Genomic DNA, 17,755 nt, shown 5'->3' on the forward strand with positions numbered 1-17,755 from the left:
GTGCGGCTGATCCTGATCACATTGACGGCCCTTCTGCTCGCGACGGTGGTGGGCCTCGGCGCAACCTGGATGACGACGACGCACGGCACCGAGATCGGCGCGCTGACCATCGGCGCCTGGACCGCACGGCCGCGCACCGGCACCGCCGACGTCGATCCCTATTCGCGTGCCACCATCGTGCGCAACGGCGAGCTGCCGATCGGCACCGGCGACGGCGTCGCCTTCACCGCCACCACCGACGACAAGAAGAAGGCGCTCGACGGCCGCTGCGACGTGATCGTCTCCGGCGTGACGCCGCCGGCGCGGTTCTGGACGCTGACGCTGTACGACCGCAAAGGCCACCTCGTCGCCAACTCGCTGGCCCGCTACGGCTTCACCAGCCAGGAGATCGTACGCCAGTCCGACGGCTCGTTCGAGATCCGCATCGCCTCGCGCTCGCGCGCCGGCAACTGGCTGCCGACCGGCGGCATCGAACGCTACGCGCTGATGCTGCGCCTCTACGACACCCCGGTCGGCGTTGCGACGCGCACCCAGCGCGATGCGCCGATGCCCACCATCAGCACGGTGGGCTGCTCATGATCCGCCTCTTGTTCACCGTCGTTGCCGGCGTGGTGCTGGGCCTCGTGGTCCACCTCGTCAGCGTGCTGGCGCTGCCGCGGATCGCGACGCAGGACGCCTATTCGCGGCTGACACCGATGACGAAGCTCAATGGCGTCAGCCAGCTTCCCCTCGCCGATCCCAACACTTCACCGATGCCGTTCATGGACCCGGCCTTCGCGCTGGCGATCTGCCGCTACGACCTCACAAGCGGACCGATCAAGCTGACGGTGCCGGTGAGCCAGGCCTACACCTCGGTGTCGTTCTACACCCGCAACGAGATCGCCTATTACGCCATCAACGACCGCTCGGCGGGCCGCAAGGTGATCGAGCTCGACCTGATGACGGAAGCGCAGCACAACGAGCTGCCCGAGGACGAAGAGGTCACTGCGGCCGACCGCCTGATCATCGACTCCCCCAGCACCACCGGCCTGATCGTGATGAAGGCGCTCGCCCCCGAGCCCGGCCTGATGCCGCAAGCGCAGGCGACGCTTGCAGCTGCGAGCTGCGGCCCGCAGACCGAGCCGCCCGCCAAGGCCGAGGCCCCCCGCGGCCGGCGCTGAGCGCGGCTGGTTCGGCGGCCCTCAAAACAAAAATCTGAAAAACAACCCCATGCACAGTAGGGGGACGTTGAGATCATCGGGCTTGTGCGTGAACTCCTACGCACGCCCGGCGCCCCCATGTCGGCTCAGTGTCCAACAGCGGCGCGAAAGTGGCCGCGACTGAACTTCGCTTTTGGGGCCAACAAGAAACTCGTGCATCGCAGCAAATAGGATCTCTATTCGATCACCTCATCAGCGCGAAGCAGTAATGAGGTCGGCACGCTGAGGCCGAGTGCTCTGGCAGTCTTCATGTTGATCACGAACTCGAATTTAGTCGGCTGCTCTACCGGCAGATCGGACGGTTTGGCGCCTTTAAGTATCCTATCGACGTAGCCGCCTGCACGGCGGAACAGATCGGCGATATCGGGCCCGTAGACGATCAATCCCCCATTGGCGAATTGTCGGGAGAAATGAACAGCAGGCAGATGATGTTTCGCCGCGAGCGCGACGACTCGGGGGGCCTCGACAACGGTCAGAGTATCGCCAAAAACAATGATAGCATCAGCGCGCTGGGCGGCAGCCGAGGCAAAGGCCACATCAAGCTCCTCGGCCGTGATCGCCTGAACTATCGGCAGAGCCACACCCAGGTTGCGGGCCGTACTGGGTACCTCGTCGGCTAACAACAGCCTATGCATCGGGTTGCCTGGATTGGCCAGGATTGCAAACCGCGAGGCACCAGGCACCAGTTCCCGCAGGATTTCTATTCGTTTTGCGACAAAATCCCCCGGCACGTAAGTCGCGAGTCCCGTTATGTTGCCGCCGGGACGCGCTAGGCTTTGCACAAGGCCAAGTCCCACAGGGTCAGCCACAGCTACGAATACGATGGGAATGGTAGCAGTTGCCGATTTCAGGGCCTTGGTTGCCTGCGGTGCCGCGACGATGAGCACATCGGGACTGAGGGCAATCAGATCGGCAACTGAAGCGGGCAGTCGATCCGGAGGTTGGGAAAAACGATAATCGATAATCAGATTTCTTCCGTCTATCCAACCGTGGTTTCGCAGCCCATCAAACAACGCCAGTTCGGTTTGATTGAGCGTCCGCGCGCTTCCGTCACCTACAGCGAGAAAGCCAAGTCGATAGCGTCTGCTCTGCGCCCGCAAACCCCGTGACGAAACGAGTAACGCCGCAGCGGCCGCTATGAACTCCCGCCGCTTCATTCGACCCTCATCACAACTTGAGGACGACGCGGTGCAGTATATCAGTTCTCGACAGAGGTGGCACTTGGTGAGTGCAATATTGCATCGCAAACCGGCGCGAAGATATGCCCGCAATGGGTCAAAGGCTGCCTTCGGCAGCCAGAAGACCTTGGTCGGGTCACCTCTATGAAGCGGACATCGACGCAACTCTGGGCTGAGATCAGCAACGGCCACAAGCTGACTCGTGCACCGCAGCAACAACTCCCCTAATCGATCACCTCGTCGGCGCGGGCGAGCAGCATCGGCGGGACAGTGATGCCCAGCGCCTTCGCGGCCTTGAGATTGATGACCAATTCGAATTTGGTCGGCTGCATAACCGGCAAGTCAGCGGCCTTGGCGCCCTGAAGAATTTTGCCGGTATAAAGTCCAATCTGCCGGTACGCGTCGGCCAGGCTGATCCCGTAGCTCATCAGGCCGCCGGCCACCACAAACTCCCGGAACTCGTAGATTGCGGGAACGGCGTAGCGCGCTGCCATTGTGACGATCTGCTGGCGGTGAGCGTTGAAGAACGGATCGGCCGCGACGAGGAGAGCGTCGGTATGGTGCTCGGCCAGGATCGCGAAGGCCCTGTCGAGCTCCGGCTCGTTGTGTGCCCTTAGAACGTGAATCTCCCGCGCGAGGGTTTGCGCAGCCGTCTTTGCTTCCGTCAACTGGCTGTCGGCGCCGGGAGTGCCCGGATTGACCAGCATGGCGATGGTCGCGGCGTTTGGCACCAGTTCGTGCAGCAGGCCCAGCCGCTTGGCTTCCAAAGAGTTGGTCATCACATAAACGCCGGTGGCGTTTCCGCCGGGTCGGTTTAGGCTGACAACGAGGCCCAGCTCGACAGGATCAGTGGCTGAGGAAAACACGGTCGGAATTGTGGTGGTCGCAGCCTTCGCGGCTAGCGCCGAGGCGCCACCGCCGGTCGCAACAACCACCGCAACCTGGCGCCGAACCAGATCGGCAGCCAGCGCGGGTAAACGATCATTGTGATTCTCGGCCCAGCGATATTCGATCACGAGGTTGTGGCCTTCGATAAAGCCGGCTTCCTTCAGGCCCTCGCGGAACGCGGCTACGGGGCGGGCGATCGCACCAGGCGACAAGTTGTTGAGGAATCCAATGACCGGTGTGGCCGGCTGTTGCGCGCGTGTCGAGAGCGGCGCGACGAGGATGGCCGCTCCCATTAAAGCTATAAAACACCGGCGCCCACTCATGATCGCTCTGATGGTGCATTTCCAATTTCGGCAGCGCGCGCGCTTGCCATCATAGCCGTTGAAATGGTGGATTGAAACGTTGGTGATGTCTGGTGTGGGTCACCTGTTCGAAGTGGGCATGGCCCCGCGTCCGGTCTGCCGCGGATAGCCGACACCACAATGGCCTCAGCCTTGTGCGGTTGAGGGCCACTTCCGGGACGCCCGCATTGCAACAGGAAACCCTATGCGGTCTTCAGCGGCGCGGTGAGCGCCAGCGCCGCCACGGCATCCGCTATTCCCGGCGAATCTGCATAGGTAACCATGTGACCGGCATCCTCCACCAAGTGTAGCATGGAGCGGGGCAACGCCTCGTGCAGGCGGCGCGACTGGTCGGCCTCGATGAGCCGGTCACTCTTCCCATGCACGATCCTGACGGGACACCGGATACCCTGATACTGAAGCTGCAATTGCGCAGCAGCGGGAATAAGGAACGCGCTCTCCTCGGCTGCCGCCCTCAACTGCTTGGGCCGGAGAGCCAACGAGATCGGAAATTCATTCTTGAATTCCGGCGGAATGGCACGCGGCGCGAACAGCGTGCGCATCAGCTTCGGCGCGATAGCCCACGATATCATCGGCGAGATCGTGTAGCGCATAAGATCGCCCAGCAGCGGCAGTGCCGGACCTGACATGAGCCAAAAGTCCATCCGAGAGGTTGGAAAATAGTAGCCGGACACAAGCACCAGCCCGCTCACGGCATAACCGCTTCTCAGCGCCAGCGCGATTGCCACCAGCGTTCCCCAGGAGTGGCCGAGCACCACGGGATTGCGCACTCCGAGCTGATCAAGGGCCTTCGCGAACAAGGAAGCTTGCGTTGTGGGCGTCCAGATGCGCGTGCGCGGACGGTCGCTGTAGCCAAACCCTGGCCGGTCGAAGCAAACAACGCGATAGTTGCGGGCCAGGCGGTCGACCAACCCGCTGAGGACGAGATCCTGAACCATGGTGCCATTTCCGTGGAGCAGGACCACGCAAGGCGCGGCGGCATCGCCCCGTTCGATATAGTGAAGGCGCACTCCGTCGCACACGGTGAAGATGCCGATAGGCGGATTCCTTCGCTCCGCTGTCACCTGAAACGTGATGTTGCAGAGGATAAGAAAGACAAGTCCTGCCAAAACGATCAGCAGAACGGCTTCAGTTGTCGACATGGTGTCAACCTCCATTCCCGATCGCGGGTCCCTCGGATTGGCGGCATCGCGCCCTCTAAGGGCTGCTGATTCCGCTCCCTTCTAGCCAAAAGAACCGTGATCGCCCCGTGCGTGATCCGCGTTGCGTCCATCCTTTGCCGCAGCGGGCACGGCTTGCAGTTATCATCCCGGCAGAGCCGTGAGCTCTCGGAGCGGCTCGATGCGCCAGAACGGATATGCCGCCAATTCTTTCGAGTGCTGCCCGAACATGTCGACCCGTCTGGTTGTAAACTCCATAATGACGGGGAAAAATTCAGTTGGTGACCTGATCGTCGCAAGTCTCAGGCCGAAATCGAAAGCAAATTGCACGTTGGCCTGAGCTATCTCAAGAAGCTTTGCTTGGTACGCCTGCATGTTTGCCGTGGCTAAGGCAAAGCCTTTCATTGGATCGCTATTAATCATTCTCCGACTGAGGTCATCTGGCAGGGCATCCACCCGAGACTCAATGACAGGAACCTCGGGTCTAGGATCGTTATGAAGCTTAAGAGGTGGTTCAATCGAGGTTGCCGCAACAGAGCGAGGTCCATTCTCTTTCGAGCTTTTAACAATGGCCTGCTTGTTCCGTTGGGCCCGCGCGGCCGTTTTCGGATTGGGGGCGCGCTTTGACGCTGGTGGCGGTTTGCGTTTGCTCATCTGACGCTCCAAAGAATATGGGGGGCGACCACACAGTCATTTCTGAACGGACAACAGGCTTTGTGATGTGGCGTTCCAAACCCGCGAATTGTTGGAGTTCCGCATGAACTGAGACACGCAGGTTCTGCGACGTGGGCGTTGATTTCAGGTAGCAACTCCAACCAACAAACGTCTAGCTGGCGATCTTCCAGACTATGCTCAATGGGCGTCGGCCTGAGAACAATCAGCTTTCCGACCGTTGTGCTTTGCGGCGACTACGCAAACATTCATGCCTTGATCGCGAGGCCTCCTCGTATCGAACCTTCGGAGAGCAGCATCGGTTGCGGCCGTTGATGGGCCGCATCGCTGCAGCAATTTGAATGTTCTCGTCACTAGCAGTTCGGCTTTGCGAGATCGTCCGGAGGACATTGTTGGTTCCGGTAGCTTCGGATCGGGCGGAGGCGTCGCCTTGACCAATCGAGCATGGGCGCTCAAAGGTTCTATATCTCTCGAAAAATCTGCGGCCCCTTTCGAGTTGAAAGCCTGAAAGGTGACTTCATCCCGCAGGCACATGGCGCGCCGCGCTGGCGGATAGAGGCGGCAAGCTGACCCGGAAGCTCGGCGACGTGCTCGAGGACAACCTGAGCGCTCTTGCAATAGGCCAAGTGGCCTAGTCATGAAGGGGAGCGAGGGTAAACTGGAAGACGGCGCCCCGCGGTGTATTCAGGGTGACCCACAATCGTCCGCCATGAGCCGCAATGATCGACCGACAGATGGCAAGCCCCATGCCTAGGCCGTTGGACTTGGTCGTGTAAAACGCGTCGAAAACACGTTCCGCATTCGTCGGCTCGAGCCCCGGGCCTGAATCCCGTACAGCGACGAGCACGCCGCCTGCAACATCCCTTTCGGTACTGATCTGCAACTCCCGCTTGCCATCCTCAAGGCTGTTCATGGCTTCCACGGCGTTGAGGATCAGATTAAGGAGCACTTGCTGCAGCTGAATGCGCTCACCTTCGATTTGCGGCAGGTCCTCAGCGAGTTGTATCTGTACCGAGATTCCATGCCTCACCGCCTCGCTCCGGACCATGGCGATGACGTCCAGAACGGCTGCGTTGACGTCGAGCCGACTTTTGGGCAACGGCGCTTTCCTGACCATAGCGCGGATCCGGTGGACGATGTCGCCGGCTCGTTGGCAATCTGTGACAATGTGGTGGAGGGACTCGCGGCCCTTGTCCAGGTTTGGTGGGTCCGCGGCGAGCCAGTTCAAGGCGGCGTCGGCGTTAGTAAGCGCAGCCGAGATCGGCTGATTGATCTCATGGGCAATCGAGGCCGTCAGCTGCCCCATTGTGGCTACGCGACTGACATGAGCGAGCTCGACCTGTGTCTTCTGGCGTTCGATAATGCCTTTCTTGAAAACATTGACCGCGGCCGCCATTGCGCCGATTTCGTCACGCCGATCAATTCCAGGCACGTCGATGCTCGTGTCTCCCTTGGCAAGTGCCGCCATAGCCCCGGTCATGCCTGTGATCGGCCGCGCGATCGCGCGTGTGAGTAGTATGCCCATCAACACTGCGATCATGAGCGAGGCTGCGGCGCCCATCACGGTTGCCGTATATGCAGTAGCGTATGCCAACTTCTGGACGGCGTCACGCCTTGCCAACAGATCGCGCTCAACCTGCTCGATTTCCCTCGCCTTGGCGCGGATTGCGTCCATGGCAGCTTTGCCGGTCGCCCCCTCCAACGTGCGCGCCTGCTCCCGAGTCGTGGGATGCGCCATCAGCGCGATCTCCCGCTCAGCGGTCTCGACGCGCCAAGTCATCGCCAGCTTGTTCAATTCATCTAGACGGCCTTGCTGGTCTGGGTTATCCGAAGTCTGTTCTTTTAATTTTCGGATTGCCGCGCTGAAGTCGGCGCCGCCTCTGCGGTACGGGTCCAAGAACTTCTCGTCGCCGCTGATCAAATAGCCGCGTAAACTAGTTTGTTGATCCAGCGCTGCGGCTACTGCCGCCTCTAACGTGTCCAACACGTCAGTGGTATGGATCCGCCGGTTTTTGGCCTCTTCGATCAGGCTAAGTCTGTCGTAGACTATTGCGCCGCTCACGAATATGACCACTACCACGGCGGCAAATGCCGCCATCAATTTGTGCAAAATCAGTAAACTCGAAAACTGGGGCACCTGACCCTCAAGGCCGAAGTCCGCGACCGACCAGACAGCTAGCTCAAGCTTGCTCCCAAGCGATGGCATTCGCAAGAATTGGTATGGCACGGGGACGGGGCAAAGCGGCGCAGCCTCCGGAGTGGAGCGCAGTCAGTGTGTCTCGTCGGCCGTCGCCCAAGCGCCGAAGCAAGCCGTCGCTTCTCCTGCCTTGCAGAAGGAATTCGATGGCTTCATCGAGAACTTTCGTGCGGCGCTGACTAGCCGGCCAGCATGAGATTGGTCGGGTCACCTGTCGGAAGCGGACGTCTTCGTTGCTCTGGGGGGGTAACGGCAGCCACGGGCCAATTCCGGGCTCGGCACGCGGCAAATCCTCTTCTATTCGATTACTTCGTCAACGCGGGTCAAGGCCGAGGCCCCGCACGGCCGGCGCTGAGCGGGGCTGTTTAGGCGTTCGCAAAACAAAAGCGCGAAAACAACCCCATGCACAGTAGCAGGGGCATAGAAATCATGGGCTAGCGCGCTTCGCTCGGCGAGCTGCCGGAGCTGCACGCGTGCGCAGCTTTGACACGTCGGGCAAAACACCGGCAGCATGCCACGATCCAGGGATTGACCAGTTGAAGAGCTGTCACCGGCGGGCCGTGATGATCCTCAGGACATTCCCAACGACTGCAACCTGCGGCGCCGCCGGATGCGATAAACAGATGCCGGGGGGATGTTCAATGCCGTTCGTCCGACCAGGCTCGCTTTCAAGCCGAGACGATCCAGAATCGGCCGTGGCACCGGACAACGCGGTCCATATGTAAACTGATAAAGCGTGCCGCCCTCCTGCAGGTGGCGGAACGCTCCGGACAGGATCGCGATCACCTTCCGCGGCGACATCGACAGGAGCGGAAGGCCGCTGACGACAGCGGAAGCTGGCGCCATGAAGGGCTCGTATTGCGAGAGCTGGCGTGCATCCATCCAGAGCACGCGCGCCCTCGGGAAACGCTCCTGCAACAGCGGGATGAAATCTGAGCCGTACTCCACGAGCATCAGCTCGCGTTCGGGTACGCCGCGCCGAATGAGCGCCTTGGTGAAGATTCCGGTCCCTGGGCCAAGCTCGATCACCGGGCCGGCGCCTGGAACAATTTCTTGCGTCATCAGGCGGGCAAGCGATTGGCCCGATGGCGCTATCGCGGAGACCTGCCAAGGATTGGAAACGTACGAGCGGAAGAACTGGAAGAAGTCTGCGACTGCGGTAGCGTTCATCACGATCCTCTTTTCCGTTCGCAGCGAGAGAACGGATGCGTTTCACTGAAGGAAGCTTGGCCCTCTACGATGCGATGTTGTGTTGCCTGGCCTCGCCCTGGGCAGCGGTGGAAACGGTTTCCCATGCTTGCCAGGTGGCGAGACGATCGGCGTATGCAGCGCGGGCGCGCGGCAAGCCTTCCGTGCCGACAAAGAACCGCAACGGCGGCTTCTCCGAGTCGACGATCTTAAAATTGCATCCGCCGTCGCTTCCGGATCGCCAAATTCGGCTTTGGCTCCAGCCGCAAACACTTCCGCTCGCGTGTTGCTGTAGGCGTTGATGGCGGGTGAAATCCTGAGGGACGCCATGCTGGCAAAGCCGGTAGCGTAGGCACCCGGCTCGAGCAACGTGACTTTCACGCCGAAGCCCTTGATCTCCTGCGCCAAGCTTTCGTGGAGGGCTTCAAGCGCGAATTTGGAGGCGTTGTAGAATCCTGTGATGGGACCGGCGACGATACCGGCGACACTCGATACGCCGATGATATGGCCGCTGCCCTGTCGCCGCAGCAGAGGAAGCGCGGCCTGGATGACGCGAAGAGCACCGAAGAAATTCGTATCAAATTCAGCGCGGACATCGGCCTCATGCGCCTCCTCGATCGCTCCAACCAGAGCATAACCCGCGTTGTTGAGGACGACGTCCAGCCTTCCGAAATGCGCGTAAGCCGCGGAGACGGCATTCTGCACCGCCTTGGCATTGGTCACGTCCAGCGCCATCGGCAGCACCGCGTCGCCGTAAGTTTCCGAAAGGTCAGCCACGTCTGCGTGGATGCGTGCAGTCGCCGCCACCTTGTCGCCGCGCTTGAGGGCGGCCTCGGCCCAGATGCGCCCAAAGCCGCGCGATGCCCCCGTGATGAACCAGACTTTACCAGACATGTAGATTTCCTTGCTTGGTTGATCTCTTGCTTCCTGCTTTTCGTATCGCTGAACCGAACATTCGGCAGTGACAGGCGGCGCCAACGAAGTTGCCGCAAGCGCCAAAGCAGACGCAGTGAGCCGAGGCCTACGGCTTGTGCCGGTAGATGAAGTACGGTTGGTGGGCGAGCAGGCGATCTTTGTCCGGCGGTCCGGCCAGCTGGCCGATGTACGCCGAGAGCGCACTGTCCGTGAAGTACAGCGAGCCGTCCGGTCCGGTCGCCACGCCATCGGCCCATATCACGTCGTGCGAGCGCACCAGTGTTTTGATGCCCTTGGTCTCGGGATCGAAGCTCATCAGGCTGCCGTGCTCTACGTCGGTGAGGATGACGTGGCCCGCCTTGTCCACCGTGATGCCGTCGCTCAGCGGTTTGGGCCCGAGGACTTCCACCTTCTTCGCAACTTCAAACGAGGTTTTGCTCGCGTCGAGCACCACAGCCAGCGGGACGCGGCACAAATGAGAGTTGGTCATTGCCGCCAGGTACACCCACTTCTGGTCGGGGCTGATTTCGATTCCATCAAGTCCGACCGCGACGTTCACGAGCCCAGCACCCATGCGATAGACCCCAAACGGCGTCTGCATCAGCCAGTCCTCGGGCGAGGTACAAGGATTCCCTGCTAAAGCGGTCCGGAAGCTGTGGTCCTGCACCGAGTAAACGATGAGCTTCGGTTCGGTGAACCGCATGATGCCGGTATCGGCAAGGATGACGTACTTGCCGTCGGCGGTCACGCGCAAGTCTTGCGCGAATTGCGCTTCGTTGCCCGGAAATTCGAAATACTCGACGCGTTGCCGTGTGTTGAGGTCAAAGGCCCACAATCGCGTATGCTGGAAATCAAAGCTGGCCGGTTCGATCAACCAGACCCGGTTTTGCCTGTCGATGGTCATGCCGAAGCTGCCCTGGAAGTCCTTCTGGGCCTCCACCGAGGGGAACGGCGTTATTTTTCCATCGACCCACTCAAACATCGTCGCGGCTGAGAACCGCCCCGCGCGCGCGATGGGATGATAGTTGAAATAGACATGGCCGTTCGGGGCGACCGCCACGTTACCAGGCGGGTAATCGAGCTTGATGAGCTTCTCCAGCTTGCTCGCCCCTTCAGGGTTCTCTGAACCGACGTCTGGATACAGCGTACCGCGACCGTACTCGAACTTAATGAAGGCCAGCACGCTGACGATCGTAAGCATCACAACAAGCCCGACGCGGAGTGCGATGCGCCGCACGGCTCCCCTTGATTGTCTGCGCATCGTTTCTTCCTTTCTCATTGCAATGGTCCAGCGTTCACTGGGAGACGCTCTCGGCATCGTCCCAATGTTGGCCGCGTCCGGCGTTTTGAACGGTTAGTGAAGCTTGTTGCCGTGCAGCTCTCGCCAGCGGCTGGGCGTCACGCCTTCCCAGTATCGGAAAGCGCGACAGAAGGAGCTTGCATCCTGGTAGCCCAGCAGGCACGCCACCTCGTCGATTTCAGCTGTTGGATCTGACAGGAGTTGGCGCCCGAGTTCCTGGCGGGCTTCAACGAGGAGTTCGCGGAAGCTCGTCCCTTCCTCGGTGATGCGGCGCTGAAGTGTCCGTTCACTCGTGCCAAGGTCACGGGCCACGTCCGAGAGTTCCGGCCGACCGCTCGCGAGGCTCCTCTTGAGAACGACCTTCACCTGCTCCTTGATGGAGCTGCGGGCTTGCAGCTCGCCCAAGGCTGACGCCAGCGCCGGCGTGAGGATTTCGAGCAGTTCCTGGTTGTGGCCGGGAAACGGACGATCCAGGTCGGCGGATTTCAGGATCAGGACGTTTCGTGCCGCGCTGTAACGGATCGGGCAATCAAAGTAGTTCTGATAGACGTCGCTGTTGGGTCGAGGACGGACCAGCTCCACGCGTTTCGGTGTCAAACGCTGCCCCGTACCCCGGCGCCCGAGTTCAACCATCGATGCAAAGGTCACGTCGGTGGAGATTGAGGGCTCCGGATCAGTCGCATACGGCCATTCCACCGTAATCGTGCATTCGTCCTTGCCCTCCTTGACCTGGAGCTGCTCGGGCGAGCAAAGCCGTTTGAAGCGTGCGATGCGGAGCAGCCCGTCGCGGTAATCCCTCGCGTAGAACGCGGCCAGGCTCGACGGCGGATGAACGGCAGTTTCGGCGCGCTGGACCAGCTTGAGGCCGAGCCCAGGCTCCGGCTTTAGTTCCTCAAGCGCTTTCCAGAGCGCGAAGAATTGAGTCGTAGTGACCTGTCCCTGTTCATTGAGATGCAAGGTCGCTGGCAACTTGGCCTGGCGCAACAGCGAGGCCGGTGGGACACCGACATGCTCGACCGCCTGCCAAAAGGCACGGGGGACTCTGCATCTGTCTGCCGCTGTTCCGCTCATGGCTGGTCCCTAGCGCATCTGGCTCATGATGACGCGGTCGAACATGCGGTCACCGAGCCATTCGCGGATCTTGATCATGGGCAATGCATACTTGCCTGCGACATAGCGCGTACGCGGCTTGGCTTCCTTCACCGCCTTGGACACGACGTCGGCGATGACACTCGGATTGGTGCCGCGACCCTGGCCATAAGCATCCCGCGTGGATTTCGCGACCGCCTGCGTGAGCTTGGCGTAAGGGCCCGAACCCGAGCGCTTGAGCAACCCATTGGCGACCACATCGCCGAACCCCGTCTCTATCAGGCCGGGCTCGACGACAACGACCTTGATGCCGAACGGCGCGAGTTCGAGCCGCAGGCAGTCGGACCAGCCTTCCAGCGCATGCTTGGTCGCGTGGTACCAGGCACCCAGCAGGGTATAGATCTTGCCCCCCATGGAGGTGATGTTGACAATGGTGCCGGAGCGCTTCTGCCTCATCGACGGCAGCAGCAACTGCGTCAGCCGGGCGGCACCGAACAGGTTTACCTCGAATTGGTATCGCGCTTCGTCGATCCCAACCTCCTCAACGGGACCGTACAGACCAAAGCCCGCGTTGTTGACAAGCACGTCAACGCCGCCGACTTCGTCGAGGATGGTGTCGACGGCAGCCTTGATCTCGGCGTCCTTGGAGATGTCCATGCGCAACGTCCTCGCGCCAAGCTTGGCGAGATCGCTCATTTTCTCGATGTTGCGCGCTGCGGCGTAGACCTGGAAGCCGTCCTTGATCAGGCGCTTGGCGATTTCCTTGCCCATGCCGGAAGATGCTCCGGTAACGAGCGCCGTTCTTTTCGATGCCATGGACCTACTGACCTCTCTTCGTTCAGGCCTTCATCCTGATGCCTCCAGGAAACCAAGTGACTAACAAAGCGCGCCAACAGACTGGCACAATACGCCATTGCAGGCGACATTTGTTAAGCATTTGAATTTGGGGCGATTTCCAAACGAGAAGGGCGGCACTGGAGCCGCGTTTCTGCAAACGGTTCGGGATTGGCAGAAAGTTCAGCCACGCGCGCGGTGGAAAGAGCGCGTTTGTCCCATCGCAGGAAGCCCGAGATATCCTCTCAAATGCATCTTGCCGTCCTTGACAGTGGCCTTGCAATTGTAGGTGCGCCCTGATGAGGCGTCATAGATCGAGCCGCCGCTCCACTCGCCATCGGCCCACCGCAAGCCCGTAATGAAGACGATATTCTTCAGCGAGCGCGAACGCAGCGCCGGATCAGGGTTCTTGGCGTCCTTCTTGAATGTGACATTGTCGGCCTCCACGATCTCGTTGCCGTAGAGCATGCGCGCCTGAAATTCCCCTCCGGCCTTGACCATGTCGAGCTTCACGGTGCCGTCGTCCGCCTCCCATGTTCCGACGATCGCCTCGGGCACCGGCGCCTCTCCGTGCGCCATCGGAATCAATCCAACGTTCATGACCGCCATCAGTAGAAAGATCGCAGATCGGCGAGAAAGCGGAGAAGTTTGCATGCTGTGTTCCTAGGTTTGCGGATTGAAGGAGCGATCGAGCCGATCGCTGATCTCGCAATGTCTCTAGGTTTCGGGATGCGACTTGGCAGCGGCAGAAGGCGCCAGCGGAATTGTGAGATGCGCCAATCCGTGCCGGCGCTGAGCCCCCTCGCCCGCTCCGTCCTGGGCGCGCGGAGGACGGTTTCGGGATCTGCTTCCTCGACGATGGCGCCGCGGTCCATGAACACCACGCGATCGGCGATCTCGCGGGGAAAGTCCATCTCGCGTGACGCAGACCATCGTCATCTGTCTTGCGCGAGCTGGCATCATCGAAACTTCGTCACACCCGCGCGGAGCAGTCCGCCGCGGGTGTTTTGTTGTCGGAACGCAGATTGTCTCATCAAGGGATCGTCAACGTCCTCTGCGTCAAATGCAGCGATGCAGCAAAACCTGGATGCATCTCCCTCAGATGCCGGAACTCGCCGTTTCGGCTCTCATCGCCGCCTGATGCATATCGATGACCGCCACCGCGATGAACGTAATCGCGACGCAGAAAGCGATGACGGCGAAGAACACGGTCGCACCGTAGTTCAGTGCGAATGTGCCGACATAAGCGCTGACAATAGCCCCCGCCCGGCCGAAGCCGGCTGCCGCACCGACACCGGTCGACCGGACGTTGGTCGGATAGATGTGGGCCGCCAGTGCATAGAGAGAGCCCTGCGCGCCGAGCAGACAGAAGCCTTCGATGCACAAGAGAGCCATGAGCAACGGCTGGGTTTCGGTCGATAGTGGTATCGATGCCAGGATCATCGCGCCGATGGTTGCCGCGCCGGCAACAGTCAGGATCGCAACGCGCGTCCCATACCTGCCGATCGCCCAACCGGTGACGATGCAGCCACCGACGCCGCCGAAGTTGAACAGTGCCAGACCGAAGCTCGCCGTCTGCACGTCAAAACCCTTGCCGGTCAAAAGAGTGGGAGCCCACGCGTAGAGGACGTAGACCGGCAACAAACAGAAGAAGAACGCGATCCAGAGCGCGGTCGTCGTACGACGAAATCCGGCAGCGAACAATGCGGTGAGCGAAGCACGTTCGACGCCGACGTCGCGCCGGTCGATGAAGGCTTTGGAAGCGGCAGCGGACTCGTCCAGGATCCGAACGGATTTCGCCACCCTTTCCATGTCGGCGCCACGCGCCAACAGATATTGCGGCGATTCCGGCAGTGCGAACGTCAGGATCGCGGCGACGATCACCGGCAACACGCCGCTGACCACGAAGAGCATGCGCCAACCATATTCGGGCTGCAGCTGAGCGGCGATCAGGCCGCCAATCATGCCTCCGATGGGGATGCAGACAATGCCCAGCATCACGGAAAGACTGCGATTTCGCCTAGGCGTGAATTCCGCGATCAACGCGGTCGCCGCCGGAAGGGCACCGCCAAGTCCAAGGCCCGCCAGGAAACGATGCAGGCCGACCTCGCCGACACCATGAGCGACCGCAATCGCGAAGGTCGCCGCACCAAACAGGAAGACGGATGCGATGAGGGCAACCTTGCGTCCGAGCCAGTCGCCGACGACGCCCCCGATCGGGGTGCCGATCGTCATGCCCACGAAGCCCAACGCGAGGGCCGGAGCGAAATCGCTGCGCGTGACGCTCCACTCCTTGATCATCGATGGTATGGCGAAGCCGAGAATTTGATTGTCCAGACCGTCGAGGACGATAGCGAGAGCGCAGAGGAGCAGCACCTGCTTTCGCGAGGCGTTCCACGTCCCCTCCTCTGCGAGCGAACCGATGTCGATAACCCGCTGCTGCGGCGTATCCAGGACCTGTGTCGTCATGTTCGTTCTCCCCCTTTTGTAAACGCTTTCGAATATCTCTGCTCGGGCGGCCGCAACTCGGCCGCCCGATTCTCGCCAGGCACGTTCGTCCGCGGTTGCAGTCAGGCAGCCGTCGTCACGTCCGCCTCATTCGCCTTCGAGCGGGAGGCTTCCATTCGGGCCGCGGCCAACGTGTTGGCGAGCAGACACGCGATGGTCATCGGCCCGACGCCACCCGGGACGGGCGTGATCGCGCCGGCGACCTCAATTGCCTCGTCGAAAGCGACATCGCCGACAAGCTTCTCGGCTCCTGAACCGGACTTGATGCGAGTGATGCCGACGTCGATAACCGTTGCGCCCGGCTTGATGAAATGACCGCGGATCAGGCCCGGGACGCCGGTTGCGACAACGAGGATGTCGGCTTCCCTGCAACGCCGTTCCAGATCGGTGGTCCGAACGTGCGCGATGGAGACCGTGCACATCTCTTGCAACAGCAACCGCGCCATCGGCCGGCCCACGACGTTCGATGCTCCGACGACCAGTGCTCCGAAGCCGGCGATGTCGTCGTGCACCGATTTGATCAAACGCAGGATGCCGAGAGGCGTGCACGGAACCAGGGCACCTTCCATTCCGGCGGCCGTCCGCCCCACGTTCAACGGATTGAATCCATCGACATCCTTGTCGGGCCGGATAGCCGTCACGACGCGCGCGGCATCGATCTGAGAGGGCAACGGAAACTGAACCAATATCCCGCTCACGGCGGGATCGCGGTTCAACTGCTCGATCAGGTCGAGCAACAGCCGCTCCGGCGTGTCCGCAGCGAGCACGAACCGGCTTGATCGCATGCCAACAGCTTCGGTCTGCCGCACCTTGTTCGAGACATAGACGTGGCTGGCGGGGTCGTCGCCGATCAACACGACGGCCAACTCCGGGACCGCCGCGCCGCCGGCAACCAGGGCGGCGACGCCCTTGGCCACTTCATTCCGAACCTCGGCAGCGAGCGCCCTTCCATCGATGATGCGCGCGGACATGGGCGGGTCAGACCTTGGAGAGATCAGCGCGCCGGTTGTCCTTCTTGTAGGGCGCCGGCGCCACCTTGGCGCGGATCTGCTTTTGCCGACGTCCGGGCTCGCCCCAGACAACGACGACCTCATTGCCAATCTCGGAATGATCGACGTCGATGGTGCAGAGCGACAACATTTCGCGGAAGAAGTAGCTATATCCCCGCGACGTCGTCACGCCGACGTCCTTTCCGCCACTCAGCACGCGGTCGGCGTACATGAAGCCGCGCTGGTCGCGAGGCATCTCCATGTACTGGTACGGCTCATGCTCCTTCTGAAAGAGGGAGGCGTGCACGTCGGCCACGTCGTCTCCGTTCCAGACGAGCGTGCGGATCACGCGCTTTGGATGGGCAACTTCGTCCTTGAGCGCCGCGCGTCCGATGAAGTCATGATCGAACTTGATGTTCTTGGCCCAGCCCAGCTCGACCGGGCTCCGGTACCAGTCGCGGACGTCGTCCGATTGGAAGCTGCCTGCGATGTTGAAGGTCGAGGCGAACCCCGGCATCGCTGCGCGGAACTCATCCTGATACTCCTTCATGCCCTCGTCGAAGATCGCGGGCATGTAGTCGGTGACGATGGTCGGGAAGCAGGCCTCGAGATGGTTGATGAAGATCGCGCGGCCGCCGATCCGGCGCAGGCCGAACTCCTGGCCGGCAGCGACGATGGCGTCGTAGACGGCCGCCGCCTGCGCCATCGGCCCCTGAAGCTCGAAGCCGATCTCGCCGGACATGCCCTGCCGCAGCGCGAGCATCTTGCAGCCGGCAATCTCGATCTCGCCCGAATGCATGAACTTGACGTCTCGCAGCGACTGCTTCGCGACCTTTTCAAGGAGCGCGAGCGATGTCGGCCCCTGGACCTGGAAATTGAACCAGTCATCGGCTGCGGACGTCACCTTGTAGTCGCCGTGCCGGCGGATGTAGTCGACCCAGAATGTGCCGCGCCCGAACAACATGAACTCGTCTTCGGACAACCGCGTGAGGATGCCCTCGGCGATGACTTTTCCCTGCTTTGTCGTATGGACGACGTGCTTGGACTGACGGATGTCGAACTTCTGGAAGCTGTTGACGGAAGTATCCGAGAAAAGCTTCAGGGCATCGGGTCCCTTGAAGCGCCGCTCCCAGAGGAACGACCAGTCGCCGATGGCGCAGGTCTCCTTCCACGACATGCTCTCGTCGATCCAGTCGGTGTATTCGGGAAGGCCCCAACGCGAGGTGAAATAGCCTTCGGGGGTCTTGCGCATACCCTTGGGGGTCAACATTGTCGT

Annotated in this window: 16 protein-coding genes and 1 pseudogene; 2 read left to right on the forward strand and 15 right to left on the reverse strand. The window is 61.1% G+C overall.

Features of this window, described 5'->3' with window-relative positions; all coding sequences use genetic code 11:
- On the forward strand, positions 1 to 579 hold the full coding sequence (locus tag GGD62_RS18575; RefSeq protein ID WP_183709391.1) for a DUF1214 domain-containing protein: 579 nt from the start codon (positions 1 to 3) through the stop codon (positions 577 to 579).
- On the forward strand, positions 576 to 1,160 hold the full coding sequence (locus tag GGD62_RS18580) for a DUF1254 domain-containing protein (RefSeq protein WP_183709393.1): 585 nt from the start codon (positions 576 to 578) through the stop codon (positions 1,158 to 1,160). Before GGD62_RS18575 ends, GGD62_RS18580 begins: the two co-directional genes overlap by 4 nt.
- Before the next feature lie 215 nt (positions 1,161 to 1,375).
- Here the strand turns inward: GGD62_RS18580 and GGD62_RS18585 are convergent, their stop codons facing one another.
- The 15 genes and pseudogenes from GGD62_RS18585 to GGD62_RS18650 form a co-directional block, all read right to left on the reverse strand.
- Positions 1,376 to 2,356: an ABC transporter substrate-binding protein gene (locus GGD62_RS18585; RefSeq protein ID WP_092256520.1), complete on the reverse strand. Its 981-nt coding sequence runs from the start codon at positions 2,354 to 2,356 to the stop codon at positions 1,376 to 1,378.
- Positions 2,357 to 2,601: 245 nt separating this feature from the next.
- Positions 2,602 to 3,558, reverse strand: coding sequence for an ABC transporter substrate-binding protein (locus tag GGD62_RS18590; RefSeq protein ID WP_161499992.1), 957 nt, complete (start codon positions 3,556 to 3,558; stop codon positions 2,602 to 2,604).
- A 251-nt stretch (positions 3,559 to 3,809) separates the two neighbouring features.
- Entirely contained in the window at positions 3,810 to 4,769 is a 960-nt protein-coding gene (locus GGD62_RS18595) for an alpha/beta fold hydrolase (RefSeq protein WP_183709395.1), read from the reverse strand.
- A gap of 162 nt (positions 4,770 to 4,931) precedes the next feature.
- Positions 4,932 to 5,441, reverse strand: coding sequence for a phasin family protein (locus tag GGD62_RS18600; protein WP_183709398.1), 510 nt, complete (start codon positions 5,439 to 5,441; stop codon positions 4,932 to 4,934).
- Between the two features lie 649 nt (positions 5,442 to 6,090).
- Positions 6,091 to 7,596 carry a CHASE3 domain-containing protein gene (locus GGD62_RS18605; RefSeq protein ID WP_183709400.1) on the reverse strand — a complete coding sequence of 502 codons (1,506 nt, stop codon included), beginning with the start codon at positions 7,594 to 7,596 and terminating at the stop codon, positions 6,091 to 6,093.
- A gap of 630 nt (positions 7,597 to 8,226) precedes the next feature.
- Positions 8,227 to 8,826, reverse strand: a complete 600-nt coding sequence (locus tag GGD62_RS18610; RefSeq protein WP_183709801.1) for a class I SAM-dependent methyltransferase — start codon at positions 8,824 to 8,826, stop codon at positions 8,227 to 8,229.
- A 42-nt stretch (positions 8,827 to 8,868) separates the two neighbouring features.
- Positions 8,869 to 9,738 (reverse strand): SDR family NAD(P)-dependent oxidoreductase, encoded by an 870-nt coding sequence (locus tag GGD62_RS18615; protein ID WP_312014269.1) that lies wholly within the window; start codon positions 9,736 to 9,738, stop codon positions 8,869 to 8,871.
- A gap of 127 nt (positions 9,739 to 9,865) precedes the next feature.
- Complete coding sequence (locus GGD62_RS18620) at positions 9,866 to 11,038, reverse strand: L-dopachrome tautomerase-related protein (RefSeq protein ID WP_183709402.1); 1,173 nt, start codon at positions 11,036 to 11,038, stop codon at positions 9,866 to 9,868.
- 75 nt (positions 11,039 to 11,113) lie between these two features.
- Positions 11,114 to 12,130 carry an AraC family transcriptional regulator gene (locus GGD62_RS18625; RefSeq protein WP_183709404.1) on the reverse strand — a complete coding sequence of 339 codons (1,017 nt, stop codon included), beginning with the start codon at positions 12,128 to 12,130 and terminating at the stop codon, positions 11,114 to 11,116.
- Between the two features lie 9 nt (positions 12,131 to 12,139).
- Positions 12,140 to 12,964: an oxidoreductase gene (locus GGD62_RS18630; protein WP_183709406.1), complete on the reverse strand. Its 825-nt coding sequence runs from the start codon at positions 12,962 to 12,964 to the stop codon at positions 12,140 to 12,142.
- Between the two features lie 201 nt (positions 12,965 to 13,165).
- Positions 13,166 to 13,582: a DUF2147 domain-containing protein gene (locus tag GGD62_RS18635; protein ID WP_312014270.1), complete on the reverse strand. Its 417-nt coding sequence runs from the start codon at positions 13,580 to 13,582 to the stop codon at positions 13,166 to 13,168.
- Between the two features lie 200 nt (positions 13,583 to 13,782).
- A pseudogene (gene glnQ / locus GGD62_RS40835) lies at positions 13,783 to 13,921 on the reverse strand (glutamine ABC transporter ATP-binding protein GlnQ); the annotation flags it as partial.
- 159 nt (positions 13,922 to 14,080) lie between these two features.
- Positions 14,081 to 15,451, reverse strand: a complete 1,371-nt coding sequence (locus tag GGD62_RS18640; protein WP_183709410.1) for an MFS transporter — start codon at positions 15,449 to 15,451, stop codon at positions 14,081 to 14,083.
- A gap of 101 nt (positions 15,452 to 15,552) precedes the next feature.
- Complete coding sequence (locus tag GGD62_RS18645; protein ID WP_183709412.1) at positions 15,553 to 16,461, reverse strand: bifunctional 5,10-methylenetetrahydrofolate dehydrogenase/5,10-methenyltetrahydrofolate cyclohydrolase; 909 nt, start codon at positions 16,459 to 16,461, stop codon at positions 15,553 to 15,555.
- Positions 16,462 to 16,468: 7 nt separating this feature from the next.
- Entirely contained in the window at positions 16,469 to 17,749 is a 1,281-nt protein-coding gene (locus GGD62_RS18650) for an aminomethyl transferase family protein (protein ID WP_246800164.1), read from the reverse strand.
- Between the last annotated feature and the right edge of the window lie 6 nt (positions 17,750 to 17,755).

This window comes from Bradyrhizobium sp. ERR14 (assembly GCF_014198235.1).
GTDB lineage: Bacteria > Pseudomonadota > Alphaproteobacteria > Rhizobiales > Xanthobacteraceae > Bradyrhizobium.